12 protein-coding genes are annotated in these 15,483 nt (G+C 69.9%); 5 read left to right on the top strand and 7 right to left on the bottom strand.

The genetic code is table 11. The features are described from left to right. Positions 1-60: 60 nt before the first annotated feature. The 3 genes from ACSVDD_RS19545 to ccoG all read right to left on the bottom strand — a co-directional run bounded on the left by ACSVDD_RS19545 (position 61) and on the right by ccoG (position 5,052). Positions 61-2,616, bottom strand: a complete 2,556-nt coding sequence (locus tag ACSVDD_RS19545; protein WP_448191062.1) for a methyl-accepting chemotaxis protein — start codon at positions 2,614-2,616, stop codon at positions 61-63. Between the two features lie 316 nt (positions 2,617-2,932). Then, on the bottom strand, positions 2,933-3,481 hold the full coding sequence (mog, locus tag ACSVDD_RS19540; protein ID WP_448191061.1) for a molybdopterin adenylyltransferase: 549 nt from the start codon (positions 3,479-3,481) through the stop codon (positions 2,933-2,935). A gap of 113 nt (positions 3,482-3,594) precedes the next feature. Then, a complete protein-coding gene (ccoG, locus tag ACSVDD_RS19535) occupies positions 3,595-5,052 on the bottom strand; it encodes a cytochrome c oxidase accessory protein CcoG (protein WP_448191060.1) in 1,458 nt (485 codons plus the stop codon). A gap of 361 nt (positions 5,053-5,413) precedes the next feature. Here ccoG and ACSVDD_RS19530 point away from each other — a divergent pair, with 361 nt between their 5' ends. The 5 genes from ACSVDD_RS19530 to ACSVDD_RS19510 all read left to right on the top strand — a co-directional run bounded on the left by ACSVDD_RS19530 (position 5,414) and on the right by ACSVDD_RS19510 (position 10,425). Then, positions 5,414-5,722, top strand: a complete 309-nt coding sequence (locus ACSVDD_RS19530; protein ID WP_448191059.1) for a metal-sulfur cluster assembly factor — start codon at positions 5,414-5,416, stop codon at positions 5,720-5,722. Between the two features lies 1 nt (position 5,723). Then, positions 5,724-6,806 (top strand): DUF8744 domain-containing protein, encoded by a 1,083-nt coding sequence (locus ACSVDD_RS19525; RefSeq protein ID WP_448191058.1) that lies wholly within the window; start codon positions 5,724-5,726, stop codon positions 6,804-6,806. 33 nt (positions 6,807-6,839) lie between these two features. Next, the gene (gene hypD, locus ACSVDD_RS19520) at positions 6,840-7,988 is read left to right on the top strand and encodes a hydrogenase formation protein HypD (protein WP_448191057.1); all 1,149 of its coding nucleotides are present in this window, start codon (positions 6,840-6,842) and stop codon (positions 7,986-7,988) included. Beyond that, entirely contained in the window at positions 7,988-9,634 is a 1,647-nt protein-coding gene (locus ACSVDD_RS19515) for a hydrogenase maturation protein (protein WP_448191056.1), read from the top strand. Before hypD ends, ACSVDD_RS19515 begins: the two co-directional genes overlap by 1 nt. A gap of 68 nt (positions 9,635-9,702) precedes the next feature. After that, entirely contained in the window at positions 9,703-10,425 is a 723-nt protein-coding gene (locus tag ACSVDD_RS19510) for a cyclic nucleotide-binding domain-containing protein (protein ID WP_448191055.1), read from the top strand. Positions 10,426-10,560: 135 nt separating this feature from the next. Here the strand turns inward: ACSVDD_RS19510 and ACSVDD_RS19505 are convergent, their stop codons facing one another. From ACSVDD_RS19505 to ubiT, 4 genes are read right to left on the bottom strand one after another with little or no spacing between them, the layout of a single operon-like run. After that, entirely contained in the window at positions 10,561-12,699 is a 2,139-nt protein-coding gene (locus tag ACSVDD_RS19505; RefSeq protein WP_448191054.1) for a putative bifunctional diguanylate cyclase/phosphodiesterase, read from the bottom strand. 28 nt (positions 12,700-12,727) lie between these two features. Beyond that, complete coding sequence (ubiV, locus tag ACSVDD_RS19500) at positions 12,728-13,654, bottom strand: ubiquinone anaerobic biosynthesis protein UbiV (protein WP_448191053.1); 927 nt, start codon at positions 13,652-13,654, stop codon at positions 12,728-12,730. Between the two features lie 16 nt (positions 13,655-13,670). Then, the gene (ubiU, locus tag ACSVDD_RS19495; protein WP_448191052.1) at positions 13,671-14,657 is read right to left on the bottom strand and encodes a ubiquinone anaerobic biosynthesis protein UbiU; all 987 of its coding nucleotides are present in this window, start codon (positions 14,655-14,657) and stop codon (positions 13,671-13,673) included. 4 nt (positions 14,658-14,661) lie between these two features. Further along, entirely contained in the window at positions 14,662-15,330 is a 669-nt protein-coding gene (ubiT, locus tag ACSVDD_RS19490) for a ubiquinone anaerobic biosynthesis accessory factor UbiT (RefSeq protein ID WP_448191051.1), read from the bottom strand. Positions 15,331-15,483 lie beyond the last annotated feature (153 nt).

The raw sequence follows: 15,483 nt of genomic DNA, 5'->3' as shown, positions 1-15,483 counted from the left end.
CCTGATTTTTGGGCGTCGTTCCTTGTCTCAAAGGGGGTGTCTCTTTGGGTGAGGTATCGGTTACCCCGCGCGGCGGAAGAAGGCGACGAGGGCGCGCAGGTCGCCGGCCTGATTGGCCAGGGATTGGGCGGCGGCGGTGGTTTCCTCGACCAGGGCGGCGTTCCGTTGCGTCATCTCGTCCATGTGCGCGACGGTGGCGTTGATCTCGTCCAGGGCGCTGGCCTGCTCGCCCGACGCCGAGGCCATCTCGGAAATCAGGCTGGCGACCTGATGGACGCCCGAGACGATGCCGCCCAGCGCGCCGCCGGCCTTCTGCACCAGTTCCACGCCGTCGTGCACCTGGCTGTCGCTGGCGAGGATCAACCCCTTGATCTCCTTCGACGCGTGGGCCGAGCGCTGCGCCAGTTGCCGCACCTCCTGCGCCACCACGGCGAAGCCGCGCCCGGCGTCGCCGGCCCGCGCCGCCTCGACCGCGGCGTTGAGCGCCAGCAGGTTGGTCTGGAAGGCGATCTCGTCGATCACGCCGATGATGTCGGTGATCTTGCGCGACGCGTCCTCGATGCGGCGCATCGCCTCGATGGCCGAGCCGGCCACCGCGCCGCCGCTCTCCGCCGCCTTCTTGGCGTCCTCGGCCATGCGGTTGGCGCGCTGGGCGTTGTCGGCGTTGGAGCGCACCGTGGCGCCCAGCTCCTCCATCGACGCCGCGGTCTCCTCCAGGTTGGAGGCCTGCTGCTCGGTGCGCTCGGCCAGATCCGCCGAGCCCATGGAGATTTCCGAGGACGCCGTGCCGATGGTGTCGGCGGCGGCGACGATGCGGGCGACGATGTCGCCCAGGCGTTCGGCGGTGCGGTTGGCGTCGTCCTTGATGCGGCCGTACATGCCGCGGTGGTCGCCCTCGATGCGCTTGGACAGGTCGCCGGACGCCAGCGCCGCCAGGAAGCCCACCACCCCCTCCAGCGAGCGGGCCGAGGTCTCGGCCAGCGCGTTCATGCTGCGCGCCAGATCCAGCATGAAGCCTTCCTTGCCGGCCAGCGCCACGCGCTTCGAGAAGTCGCCGTCGGAGGCCGCCTGCACCATGGCGGCGACCTCGTCCTGGATGATCAGCATCTGCGTCACGTCGCGCCATTCGACGACGGTGCCGTGGCGCGTGCCCTCGGCGTCCAGCACCGGCGTGGCGATCAGGTCGAAGCTGCGCACCCCCACCTTGATCCGCGCCCGGTGCGAGCCGGTGAGCTGCGACAGCATCGCGCGCTGTTTGCCCGGATCGCGGTGCCACGCGTCGATGCTGGAGCCCAGCAGCTTGGCCGACGCGAAGCCGGGGATCTGCGCGCGGATGTCGGCCTCGGCGTGCTCGAACATCTCCAGCACGGCGCGGTTCATGTAGATGATCCGGCCCTCGGTGTCGGCCATCATGGCGTTGGCCGAGACGTTGTCGAGCGCCGTCTTGATGCGCATGGCCGAGACACCGGCGCTGCGGATGGCGTGGATGGCGCGGGCCAGCGCGCCCACCTCGTCGCCACGGTCCTCGCCGGGGATGGCGACCTGCACGTCACCCGCGGCGATGCGCTGGGTGGCGGCGGTCAGGCCGCCGATGGCCCTGGTGATCGAGCGCACCACCAGGAAGCCGATCAACAGCGCCAAGCCCGATCCGGCCAGCGCCACCGCCAGCACCACGGCGAACTCCAGCGTCGCGCGGTCGGCCTTGTGGACGGCGAGGTCGCGGAGCGCTGCGGCGGTGTGGTCCTCGACCGTCTTCATGGCGTCGATGCGCGCGGTGGTCCGCTTGAACCACTCCGCGGCCGGCGTGCCCTTGAGGTCGCCGCCGATGCCGGCGTCCAGCGCCACGCGGCGCAGCTCCTGCACATCGGTCAGTTCACGGCCCTCGGCGCGGCTGCGCAGGGCGTCGGTGAGGTCGTCGGAGGCGATGCCGCGGAACACCGAGAAGAAGGTGTCCTGCGCGGCGATCAGCCCGTTCAGGCGCTGGTACAGCGCGCCGTCGAATTTGCCCTGGGCGAAGCCGGCGGAGCCGGTGGCGCGCTCCTGCCCGGCGCGTTCCTTGCCCTGCATGAGGGCGGTGTAGGCGAAGACGACGTTCTTGAGGCCGGCGTCGCCGGTGATGCGGCTGACCGCGTAGGTCGAATCGAGCAGCCCGGTGATGGTGCGCGTGTAGAAGGCGAACGACTCCGGCCCCTTCAGCGCCAGCCGGTCGATCTCGGCGCGCCGGGCGGCCAGCGACGTCAACTGGCTCTCCGCGTCGGCGATGACGGCCAGGAAGTCACGGAAGGCGTCGCTGCCCCGCAACGGCGCCAGCGCCGCGCCGAACGCCTTGGCCGCGCTGTCGGACGCGGCGCGCTGGGTGTCCAACTCGGCGCGGAACTGCTTGCCGGCGCTGCCGAGGAAGAGGGCGCTGGCGCCGCGTTCCTTTTGCAGCTCGTGCGACAGCGCGCCGATGGCGGTGGTGGCGTCGACCAGCGTGCGCAGGTTGGTGATCGCTGCCATCTCTCGCCAGCGCTCGGCCACGACACCCGCGGACAGGACGACCAGCGCCGCGATGGCGAAGGCGAAGGCGACGAGGACCTGCCGGCTGATCGGCCAGTTGGAGAGGCGGAGCGTCATGAAGCTTCCCGGTGCGGTCGGATGGTGCTTTATTCCAACAATTTTATCGTCAACGAATGATTAATGTCAGGAAGAAACGCTCGGGGAGGCAGGATTTTGCCGGCGTGAGGGGCCGTGTCGTCGGATGCAACGCTGTGCGACACGATTCTGGTGAGCGTTGCATCCGCTCGGCATTGTGCGGATGTGCCTGTTGGTGAGGACTATTATCCTGCAGTGAATCGCCGATAAGGGCAAGCGCGGCGATCCAACCGACGCGCAAACCACTTTCCCCGTCATCGCCGCGCAGACGGGGTGACGGAATACGGGGAGTGTCGATTCAGGCCTTCGGCCGGAACGCCTTGCAGACGGCCTCGTGGGTGTCGATCCAGGCGCCGCCGGTCAGGTCGAGGCAGTAGGGAATCGCCGGGAACACCGCCATCAGGCAGTCGTGGATGGCCGAGGGCTTGCCGGGAAGGTTGACGATCAGGGCGGTGCCGCGGATGCCCGCGGTCTGGCGCGACAGGATGGCGGTCGGCACCACCTCCAGGCTAACCTTGCGCATCAGCTCGCCGAATCCGGGCATCATCTTCTCGCAGACGCGCTCGGTCGCCTCCGGGGTCACGTCGCGCAGCGCCGGGCCTGTGCCGCCGGTGGTTACCACCAGATCGCAGCCGGCCTCGTCGGTCAGCTCGATCAGAGTCGCGACGATGCCGTCCAGATCGTCGGGGATGACCCGCGCCACCGGCTCCCAGGCCGAGGCGACGATCTTGTCCAGCTCGGCCCGGATCGCCGGGCCGCCCTTGTCCTCGTAGATGCCGCGGCTGGCGCGGTCGGACACGGTGACGATGCCGATCTTCAGAGGACGATGGCGGCCGGGCGTGGTCATGTAAGGCGGCTTTCCTTTTGGAGCGCGAAGCGCGACTGGGCCGTTGAGGCCCCGCGGCCACATGGCCGCGAAGCCAAGCGGCCGGATGGCCCCGCCCGGCGTCTGAGGGTTACTTAATTAGGTCCCAGGAAGACCGACTTGTAGGTGTCCTTCTCGCCGCTGGCGGCGTCGGACAGTTGGAAGAACAGCGGCGTCGAGGCGGCGGTCAGCGCGCCTTGCGGCGCCGTCACGTAGACGCGGTAAGTCGCCACGCTGTCCGGCGAGGCTTCGAGGTGCAGCACGGTGGCGGCCTCCTCCTTCTCGCCGGCGACGCTCAGCGTCGTGCCCTCGATGCCCTTCAGCACCAGGGCGTAGCGTCTGATATCGCGCACCTTGTTGGCGATCTTGAAGGTGTAGGTGTTGCGGATGCTGCCGTCCTTCAGCGTGACGAACAGCGGCGCACGGTCGCGCAGCACCGTCACGTCCATGTGGGCGCGGTTGCCGAAGACGAACAGCATGGCGGCGGCGGCCACCGCCATCACCGTGGTGTAGATGATGGTGCGGGAGCGCACCACCGGCAGCTTGTAGGTGGTCCCGGCGGCGCGGGCGTCCTCCTGCGCCATGGTGGCGTACTGGATCAGGCCGTGCGGGCGGCCGATCTGGTCCATGATCTTGTCGCAGGCGTCGACGCACAGGCCGCAGTTGATGCAGTCGGCGTGCGCACCGCCGCGAATGTCGATGCCCATCGGGCAGACCTGGATGCACTGCGTGCAGTCGATGCAGTCGCCGAAGCCGCGCCCGGTGCGCTGGTCCCAGCTCTCCGACTTGCGCTTCGGGCCGCGGTTGTCGCCGCGCCAGCCCTGGTAGGTGACGACGAGGCTGTGCTCGTCCAGCATGGCGCTCTGGATGCGCGGCCACGGGCACATGTACTTGCACATCTGCTCGCGCGTCCAGCCGGCCATGATGTAGGTGGATGCGGCGAACAGGCCGAGGAAGGTCAGCGCGTTGTTGCCCAGGTCAAGCCGCACCGTGTCCCGCGCCAGCTCCGGCGCGTCGGTGAAGAAGGCGACCATGCCGAAGGCGGAGACGGCGGAAATCAGCAGCCACACCGCGTGCTTGCCGGCCTTGCGATAGAGCTTCTTGGCGGTCCAGCGCGCCTTGTCCATGCGGATGCGCTCGGCCCGGTCGCCCTCGAAATACTGCTCCACGCGGATGAACAGATCGGTCCACACCGTGTGCGGGCAACCCAGGCCGCACCAGATGCGCCCGGCCAGCGCGGTCGCCAGGAACAGGCCCACCGCGGCGATGATCAGCAGGCCGGTCAGGTAATAGATTTCCTGCGGCCAGATCTCGATGTTGAAGATGTAGAAGCGGCCCTGCGCGAGGTCGAGCAGCACGGCCTGGCTCGGGCTCTCGGCGCCGCGGTCCCAGCGGATCCATGGCAGCACGAAGAAGATACCCAGCAGGACGGACAGGGTCATCCACTTCAGCCGGCGGAACCGGCCCGACACCGCCTTGGGATGGATCGTAGTGTGGGTCTCAAAAAGACTTGCCGCCGCGGGAACGGACGGGGGAACGCTGCCGTCGGGCATGGGAGTTGCCTGCTGCCATAGGATGCTTATTTTGCGGCGCACCCTAGTCGATCCGGCGGCGTATGTGTTTGACTAGGATCAAACATACGAAGAAAACGCTTGCGCGGGTGGCGCGGCACCCATTCCCGGACTGCAACGATTCGGCGGTTTCCGGCCCTTGAAAGTGTTCGCGGGCGGTCCAAAACCAGGGCGGGAACGCGTTCTCTTGATGAAAGTGGTGTTTCCACTTGATCTGGTTGAGTCGCTCCAGGTGCCTGGACTGTCCCGTGTCCGGCGCGTCGTCTCGCTTGACGTTGGTCAAGACGACCCCGCCGGGCCGGTCCTAGGCTGCCCGGACAGACGGCCAGCCGAGGGGGACGCCATGGTGCAGGACAAGGTGCGCGACGCGCTGCGCACGGTCATCGACCCGGAAATGGGCATCGACGTGGTGGAACTGGGGCTGGTCTACGCCATCGACGTGGCGGCGGACAAGGCCGTCGCCGTGCGGATGACCATGACCTCGCCGGCCTGCCCGCTGGGCGAGTTCCTGCGCGAGAGCGCCGAGTGCGCCATCCGCGACAGCGTGCCGGAGGCCCCGGCGGTGGATGTCGCGCTGGTGTTCGAGCCGGCGTGGACCCCCGATCGGATTTCTCCCGAAGCGCGCCGACAGCTCGGCTGGCCGGAGGCGTGAGATGAGCGCGGGCGCGACATCCCTGCGGGCGCGGCGGTTGCCGCTGCTGGCGCTGGGGTTCGTGTCGCTGCTGGGCGGCGTGCTGGCGGGGCTGGCAAGGCTGGGGCTGGCGGTGCCGTTGCCGCATCTGGATCTGGCGCTGCTGCACGGGCCGCTGATGGTGTCCGGCTTTTTCGGCACGGTGATCGCGCTGGAGCGCGCGGCGGCGCTGGGGAAGCGCTGGATTTTCGCCGGGCCGGCGATGGCCGGGGTTTCGGGCGTGCTGCTGGTGGGCGGGGCGCCGCCAGTCCTCGCGGCGTTGGCGATGAGTGTGGCGTCGGGCGTGCTGCTGGCCGCCGGCGTGTGGGTCTGGACGCGGCAGAAGGCGGGGTTCACCGCCACCATGGCCGGTGGGGCGGCGTGCTGGCTGGTCGGCAACGTGGTGTGGCTGAGTGGCGCGCCGGTGCTGGCGGCGGTGCTCTGGTGGGTGCTGTTCCTGGTGTTGACCGTCGCCGGGGAACGGCTGGAGCTGAGCCGGTTCCAGCCGCCCAACCGCTGGGCGGGGCCGGTCTTTGCCGTGACGGTCGCGGTGCTGGTGCTGGGGGCGGCGGTGGCCGTGGCGGCGCCGGTTGCGGGGTTCCGCATCGCCGGGGTGGGGCTGGTCGCGCTGGCCGGGTGGTTGGTGCGTTTCGACGTGGCGCGGCGGACGGTGCGCGGGTCCGGGTTGCCGCGCTATGTGGCGGTGTGCCTGCTGTCGGGCTATGCGTGGCTGGCGGTGGGCGGGCTGATCGCGCTGCTGAGCGGCGATCCCACCGGGCCGGCCTACGACGCCATTCTGCACACGCTGTTTCTGGGGTTCGTCTTCGCCATGGTGTTCGGGCACGCGCCGATCATCCTGCCGGCGGTGCTGCGGCTGGCCGTGCCGTTCGCGCCGCGGATGTACGTGCCGCTGGCAGCGCTGCATGTGGGGGTGGCGCTGCGCACCGTGGGGGTGCTGGGCGGCGACCTCGGCGTGCGGCAGTGGGGCGGGATCGCCAACGCGGCGGCGCTGGCGCTGTTCATCGGCGTCACGGCGCACGCGGTGCTCGCCAAGCGGGGGCGTTGACCAGGATCGACGCGCGCCCCTAAGCTGGCCGCCATGAAGTATGTCGATGAGTTCCGCGACGCCGCGCTCGCCCGCGGCATGGCCGAGGCGATCCGCAGCGCGGTGGACCCGGCGCGCCGCTACCACGTCATGGAGTTCTGTGGCGGCCACACGCACGCCATCGCGCGCTATGGCATCCCGGACCTGCTGCCGGCCAACGTGCGGCTGATCCATGGGCCGGGCTGCCCAGTGTGCGTGCTGCCGGTGGGGCGGATCGACGACGCCATCTCCATCGCCCGGCGGCCGGGGGTGATTTTGTGCACCTACGGCGACGTGATGCGCGTGCCCGCATCGGAGCGCATGAGCCTGATCAAGGCGAAGGCGGAGGGCGCGGACATCCGCATGGTGCTGTCCACCACTGACGCGCTGAAGATCGCCGAGGCCAACCCGGCCCGCGAGGTGGTGTTCTTCGCCATCGGCTTCGAGACCACCACGCCGCCCACGGCGGTGGCCTTGCAGCTTGCCAAGGCGAAGGGCATCGGCAATTTTTCGGTGTTCTGCAACCACGTGCTGACCCCGGCGGCGATCTCCAACATCCTGGAAAGCCCGGAAGTGCGCGAACTGGGCACGGTGCCGCTGGACGCCTTCATCGGCCCGGCGCATGTCTCGACCATCATCGGCGCTCGGCCGTACGAGTACTTTGCCGAGGAATACCGCAAGCCCGTCGTGGTGGCGGGGTTCGAGCCGCTGGACGTCATGCAGGCGATCCTCATGCTGGTCCGCCAGATCAACGAGGGGCGCGCGGAGGTGGAGAACCAGTTCACCCGCGCCGTCACCCGCGACGGCAACCGCAAGGCCCAGGCGCTGGTGGCCGAGGTGTTCGAGCTGCGCCGCTCGTTCGAGTGGCGCGGGCTGGGGCTGGTGCCGTACAGCGCCTTGAAGATCAAGGAAACCTACGCCGCCTGGGACGCCGAGCGGCGCTTCGACATCGCCAACGCCATGGTGCCCGACCACAAGGCCTGCGCCTGCGGCGCCATCCTGCGCGGGCTGAAGCGGCCCTCGGACTGCAAGCTGTTCGCCACCGCCTGCACGCCGGAGAGCCCCATGGGCTCCTGCATGGTGTCGGCTGAGGGGGCGTGCGCGGCGCACTACACCTACGGTCGGTTTCGCGATCATGCCCCGGCCTCCGAGGGAGCGGCGTGATGCGGATTTTGCTGCTGGTGCACGCCTTTAACAGTCTGGCGCAACGGCTGTACGTGGAACTGGCCGAGCTCGGCCACGAGTTGAGCATCGAGTTCGACGTCAACGACGGCGTGACCCGCGAGGCGGTGGATCGTTTCCGACCGGACGTGCTGCTGGCGCCGTTCCTCAAGCGCGCCATCCCCGAGGATGTCTGGCGCCGCCTGCCGTGCCTCGTCGTGCACCCCGGCCCGCCGGGCGACCGCGGCCCGTCGTCGCTGGATTGGGCGGTGTTGGAAGGCGCGGAGCGCTGGGGCGTCACCGTGCTCCAGGCGAACGAAGAGTTCGATGCGGGCGACGTTTGGGGCTCGGCCGATTTCCCCATGCGCGCGGCGCCCAAGGCCAGCCTGTACCGCCACGAGGTGACCGAGGCCGCCGTCACGGCGGTGCTGAATGCGCTGGAGCGGATGGGGCAGGGCCGCGAGCCGATGGCCGTCGATCCGGCGACGGTTCGGGCGCGCCCGGCGATGGGGCAGGCCGACCGCGCCATCGACTGGAGCGGCGACGACACCGCGACCGTGCTGCGCAAGATCCGCAGCGGCGACGGCGTGCCGGGGGTGCGCGACGGAGGCTTGAGCCTGTTCGACGCCCACCCGGAGAGCCGGCTGAAAGGCGCGCCGGGGGCGTGGCTGGCGCGGTGGCAGGGGGCGGTGTGCCGGGCCACGGTGGACGGCGCGGTGTGGATCGGCTCGATGAAGGCGCGCTCGGCCGGAGCGCACGCGCCGACGCTGAAGCTGCCGGCCGCGCTGGTGCTGGGCGGCGATTTGCCGGACATGCAGGGTGATCACCGCGACCTCTGGTACGAGGAGGCGGACGGCGTCGGGTATCTGCACTTCCCGTTCTACAACGGCGCCATGAGCGCCGACCAGTGCGCCCGGCTGCTGGCCGCCCTTGAGGCGGCGCTGAAACGCGACACCCGCGTGCTGGTGCTGATGGGCGGCGAGGATTTCTGGAGCAACGGCATCCACCTCAACGTCATCGAGGCGGCAAGCAGCCCGGCCGACGAGTCCTGGCGCACCATCAACGCCATCGACGACGTGGCGCGCGCGGTGCTGACCGCGACGGACAAGGTGACGGTGGCGGCGCTGTCCGGCAACGCCGGGGCGGGCGGGGTCTTCCTGGCGCTGGCGGCGGACGCCGTCTGGGCGCGCGCCGGCGTGGTGCTGAACCCGCACTACAAGGGCATGGGCAACCTGTACGGCTCGGAATACTGGACGTATGTGCTGCCCAAACGCGTCGGCGAGGAACGCGCCCGCGCCGTCACCGAGGCCCGCCTGCCCATGGGCACGCCGGAGGCGCGGCGGCTGGGGCTGGTGGACGAGGCGTTTGGCGTCACGGTGGCGGCGTTCCGCGCCGGGGTGGTGGAGCGCGCCCGTGGTCTTGCGGCCGACCCGGCGCTGCCGGCGCTGCTCGCCGACAAGCGCGCCCGGCGCGCGGCGGACGAGGCGGTCAAGCCGCTGGAGCACCACCGTGCCGAGGAATTGGCACACCTGAGGTTCAACTTTTACGGCTTCGACCCGAGCTATCACGTCGCACGGTACAATTTCGTCTTCAAGGTGCCTAAGTCGCGCACGCCGTTGTATCTGGCATCGCACCGGCGCAACGCGTGACGATTGGCTTTCAACGGGATGTCCCCATATGATGGGGGCGGCAATGAGCGTTGGGGGAAGTCAAAGGAATGCGGACTCGGGATCTGGAGATCGTCGGCGCTCTCCCTTGTTTTGAAGGACTTGACGAAGAGCAATTGAGCATCGTCACCGCAGGTGCGCTTTTGCAGCGCTTTCCACGCGAGACAGTGCTGTTCGAGCAGGGCGACCGGCCCGATTTCCTGCACGTGCTTGTCGAAGGCTCGGTGATGCTTTTCGGCAGCACGACCGACGGGCGCGAGACGGTCATCGAGATCCTCACGCCGGTGGACACCTTCCTCCTCGCGGCGGCGTTGACCGACGCGCCGTATCTCATGTCGGCCAAGGTGCTGGAGCCTTCCAACATCCTCATGCTGCCCGCCCACAATCTGCGTGAGCAAATGGCGCTCCAGCCGAAGCTGGCGCTGGCGATGCTGGCGTCGCTGGCGTCGCAGTTCCGCCGCATGGTGCGGCAGGTCAAGGATCTGAAGCTGCGCACGTCGACGCAGCGTCTCGGGGCGTTCCTGTTGCAGCGCGCGGTCCCGGCGGTGGACGGCGCCACGGTGGAACTCCCGGTCAACAAGCAGGTGCTGGCGAGCCGGCTCGGCATGACGCCGGAGAACCTCTCGCGCGCCTTCGCGGCGCTGGCCGAGCAGGAGATCCAGATCAAGGGGCGCACGGTGGTGGTCGGTTCCATCGAGCGCCTGCGGAATTACTGCCACCCGGATACGCTGATCGATGATGTGGAGCGCGATTTGAAGGTGGTGCTGGATTGATATTTCCCTCTCCCGCCCCGGGAGAGGGAGGGGCCCGCTCGGCACGAGCGGGAGGGTGAGGGTAAGACCAAGGATCCTTGCAGTTACCCTCACCCGGCCGCTACGCGGCCACCCTCTCCCGGGACGGGAGAGGGTTTATACGATCGCGCCATCGCAGCGTTTGCGCACCAGTTCGTCCGCCGCTTCCGGCGTCAGGGGGCGGGCGAAGTAGTAGCCTTGGGCGAAGTCGCAGGACAGCGCCTTCAGGTGCTCGGCCACGGCAGCGGTCTCCACCCCCTCGGCCACCACGTCGAAGCCGCAGGTGTGCGCCACGTCGATGATGGCGCGCAGAATGGCGTCGCCCTGGGTGGAATGCTGCAAGTCCAGCAAGAACGAGCGGTCCACCTTCAGCGAATCGACCGGCAGCCGCGTCAGGTAGCTCAGCGACGAATAGCCCGTCCCGAAATCGTCGATCGCCAGACGCACGCCCATCCGCTTCAAGGCGTTGAGCGCCGCCATGCTCTGCTCGCCGTGCGCCATCACCGCGCCCTCGGTGATCTCAAGCTTGAGCAGGCGGGCGTCCGCGCCGGTCTCGGCCAGGATGCGTTCGACCTCCTCGATGAAGCCCGTCTCGGCGAGTTGCACCGGCGACAGGTTGACGCTCATGGTCGGGGTCGGGCAGCCGCCTTCTTGAGAGCCTGGGCCGGCCGCCGCGGTCCACAGCGCCAGTTGCCGGCACGCCTCGGCCAGCACCCAGCGGCCGAGCGCCACGATCAGGCCGGTGCTCTCCGCCACCGGGATGAAGTCGGCCGGCGGGATGTTGCCGCGCTCGGGATGGTTCCAGCGCAGCAGCGCCTCGAAACCGCGCAGCTGCGCGCCGGCCAGATCGACGATGGGCTGGTAGGCCAGCCACAGGCCGCTGTGCTGCTCCAGCGCCTCGCGCAGGTCGTGCTCGATGCGCGTCTGCCAGACGAGGCGGTCGCCCATCCCCGGCTCGAAGCGCACCCAGCGCCCGCCGCCCAGCTCACGCGCGTGGTAGGCGGCGATCTCCGCCTCGCGCAGCAGATCCTCGGCGGGGCGGTCCGCGCCGGTGACGGCGGCGGCGCCGATGCTGGCGGTCAGGTGCACGGCACCGCCGGCGGTGCTGCGCGTCCGCCGCAGCAGCGTCGCGATGGTCTCCACATGCGCGCCCAGCGTGGCGTCGTCCGGCACGCCGTCCAGCAGCAGGCCCAGCGCGTGGTCGGCGATGCGCGCCAGCCGCGCGGTGCCGGCGAAACTGCCCATCAGCCGCGCCGCCAGACCGGCCAGCATGGCGTGCGCGAATTCGTGGCCGAAGCTGTGGCGCAGCTTGGAAAAGCGGTCGAGGTCCACCGCCAGCAGCGTCGCCGGCCGCCCGGCCGCCAGCGTGTCGGCCAGCGTGCGCATCAGGCCCTGGCGGTTGGCGAGCCCGGTTTCCTGGTCGCGGTAGGCAAGGTCGATCAGCTCGCGTTCCATGCGCTTGCGATCCGAGATGTCGCGGATGCTGGCGGTGAACAGGCGCCGGCCCGACGCGCTGGTCTCGGTGATGGTCAGCTCGACCGGGATGCGCCAGCCGTCGGCGCGCATGGCCTCCACCTCGAAGCGGCGGCCGAGCACGCGCTGCTCGCCGCTCTCCAGGTAGCGCCGCATGCCGGCGTCGTGCGCCGCTGCCTGCTCCGGCGGGATGATGACGTCGGTGACGTTGAGGCCCAGCACATCGGCGCGCGCGTGGCCGAAGATGCGCTCGGCCGCCGGGTTGAACTCGACGATGCGGTGCTCGGTGTCGATGGCGATCACGCCGTCCAGCGCGCCGTTGACGACCGCCGCCTTCAGCGCCTCGCTGGAGCGCAGCTCGTCCTCGGCCTGATGGTGCTCGGTGATGTCGTGGACGAACACCGCGTAGCCGTCGAGCCGCCCGTCCGGCTGGACGTTGGGCGTGTGGACGCGCCGCACGTAACGCCGCCCGCGTCCGGGATAGTCCACCCACAGCTCGACCTGCGAGGCGGTTCCGGCCAGCGCCGCGTCGACGATGTGCCGCAACGCGCCGTACAGCGGCCCCAGCACCTCGGGCGCCGACATGCCGACGATGGTGTCCGGTGCCAGGCCGACGAAGTCGCAGTAGGCGCGGTTGGCGTAGCGGTAGCGCCGGTCCGGCCCGACCAGCGCCACGCGCATCTCGGCCGTGTCCAGCAGCCGCCGCATCTGCTCCAACTCGCCGGAGGCGGCGGCGCGGCGGGCAATCGTCGGTACGGCGGGGCCGCTCGACACTGCTGTCATCGCCTTGACCTCCTGCCCACCGGTGGGATTACGCCGTCAGGCGCTCGTGCGCGTCAATGTACGCCGCGCCGGGTTTGTCATGGAAGAACCCGTTCGCCAGCGGGGCGTCGGTGATCAGGCCGGACAGCTCCGCCGCGAGGTCGGCACCCTCGCGCGTGCCGTCGAGCACGGCGCGGAAGCCCTGCGCCACCCGCACCATGTCCACGCTGTGCGGCGACAGGCGGAAGCGGTCGATGCCCAGCCGCTGCAACTCGGCGATCTCGGCGGCGAGGCAGAGGTAGGTGTGCGACATGGTCTGCAAGCCGTTGACCGCCAGGAACGGCTGGTCGTCCAGCGTCTCGACCGCGAGGCCGTCGGGGTCCTGGCCGCAGACGAACTGGCAGCCGTCCTTGTGCAGGCCGTGCACCCGCGCGTGGTAGCAGCGCGCCGAGATGGCGAGCGGGGCGCGGCCGAAGACCTGCACCTCGGACTGCATGCCCAGCCGCGCGGCTTCCTTCGCCAGCGCGGCGACGGAAACGGCAGGCATCTCGGCGCCCAGCGAGACCGACGTAGCGCCGCGCGAGGCCAGCCAGGACAGCGTCGCCTCGTTGTAGACGTTGACGAAGGGGCCGACCGTGTGCGGCTTGCCATTGAGCTGCGCCAAGGCGCCGAGGTCGTTGGCCTCCACCAGGATGTCGCCGGCCTCGACGAGGTCGCGGACCGACTTGCGCTCGCGGTCGGTGGTGACCAGGATCGGGCTGGAGAGCACGACACTCTTGCCGGCCGTGGTCAGCCGCTCGATCACGTCGGGGATGGCGTCCTGGAAGAACGGCGCGCGCTTCGAGCAGACCACCTCGCCCAAGTAGACGACGTCCAGCGGCGCCTCGTCGGCCATGCGGGCGTAGAAGTCGCGCCACTGGTCCAGCGGCCAGTTGAAGAGCACGGGGCCGAGGGTGAGCAGGGAACGGTTTTCCATGAGTCTTGCTCTCTCCTCAGCGCCAGGACCGCTGGTAGGCGCCCGCGGTCTCGCGGGCGCCCTCCACCATCGAATCCATGTCCACGTGGGGCACCTTGCCGTTGCGCTCGAAGGCGTCCAGGGCCTTGCGGTAGGTCTGCACCACCGAGGCGATGTAGGCCTTGCCGCGCTGGCGGCCTTCGATCTTCAGCGCGTGCACGCCGGCCGCCTTCAGCTCGGGCAGCATGTGGAGGATGTTCAGGCTGGTGGGCTCCTCGAACAAATAGCCGGCGTCCGAGCCTTGTGCGGCGAAGCGGCCCTTGCACAGCGTCGGGTAGCCGGCCGGCTCGTCGGCGCCGAAGACATTGATGGTGAAGTCGCCCAGGCGCGAGATCAGCTCGTCGCCGCGCGGCTCGTAGCGCACGTGGCTGGCCGGCGAGCAGACACCCTGCTTGTTGGGCGACAGGCCGGTGGCGTAGCTGGACAGCGAGCAGCGGCCCTCCGCCATCGGGCAGAGGCCGCCGAAGACGAACACCTCCACCTCGACGCCGGTCTCGGCGGTCAGGCCCTTGATGTCGGCCACGGTCAGCACGCGCGGCAGCACCACGCGCTGCACGCCGAAGCTGTCGCGGAACAGCGTCACCGCCTCGGCGTTGGCCGCCGACGCCTGCACGGACAGGTGCAGCCGCAGCTCGGGGTGCTTGCGCGCGGCGTAATCCAGCAGGCCGAGGTCGGCCAGGATCACCGCGTCCACACCCAGGCGGGCGGCGTCGTCCACGGCGCGGTGCCAGGGGCCGAGGTTGCCGGCGGCGGGATAGGTGTTGATGGCGACGAACAGCTTGCGGCCGCGGCTGTGCGCGTACGCCACCGCCTCGCGCAGTTCCTCGCGGGAGAAGTTCAGGCCGGGGAAGTTGCGGGCGTTGGTCTCATCGCGGAAACCGCAATAGACCGCGTCGGCGCCGGCATCCACGGCAGCGCGCAGCGCGGCGGGGGTGCCCGCCGGGCAGATCAGCTCGAAGGCCATTGGGTTAGATCTCTCGGGCAGAGCGGGTTGGGGTGGTGGGACGGGGTGGGGTGGCGATGCGGCGCTCCAGCGCGTCCAGCCGGCCCAGAACCGGCGCCAGCAGCAGGGCGCGGGCACTCTCCAGCGCGCCGGTCAGGCGGGTGGCCTCGCGGCGCAGGCGGGGGATGGCGTGGCGGAACGGCCCGGCGATGCTTGCGAGGTCGGCCACGAGGTCGATGTCCTCGCCGTCCAGCGCGTTGCGCAGGGCCACCACCAGGGCGGTGTCGCCCTCGATCGCCAGCGTGCGGCGGAAGAACAGCGCGTCGCCGTCGATGCGGCCTTCCAGCAGATCCATCAGGTTAATGAGCGGGCCGCGGATGGTGGCGTCGCAGGTCGGAGCGTCAGCCTCCGCGTTGCGCCGGGCGACGCGCAGGCGCGGCTCCGGCCCGACCGAGAGCAGGAACGCCACGGGCTGGTCGACCGGGTCGATCAGAACGCCGGCCGGGCGCATCTCCGCCATCGCCTCGAAGGCGCGGGGGTGCTTGTGCGCCAGCGTGCGCAGCACACGGTCCAGCACCGGCGCGGTGACGCCGTCGCCGAGGCGGGCCGCGGCGTGCAGGGCTACGCCGGCCAGCATGGCCTCCATCCGGCGGACTCCGTCGTCCGCCGACGCTCCTGAAGTACGTTCCAACATGCTTGGCGCTTTCCCCTTCGCGCGACCGGCCAAAGGCAGTCTTCGGCAGCCTATCACCAGTCGTTGGGAATACTCGTCCGCGTGGCTTCTGTCCATCCTTGACCACGATCAAGAGGCGTTTCTCTGCCCCCCCGTATCGTTCGCACCGCCAGC

It is taken from the genome of Azospirillum terrae (assembly GCF_053470425.1).
This window is presented reverse-complemented; position numbering and strand designations above follow the sequence as displayed.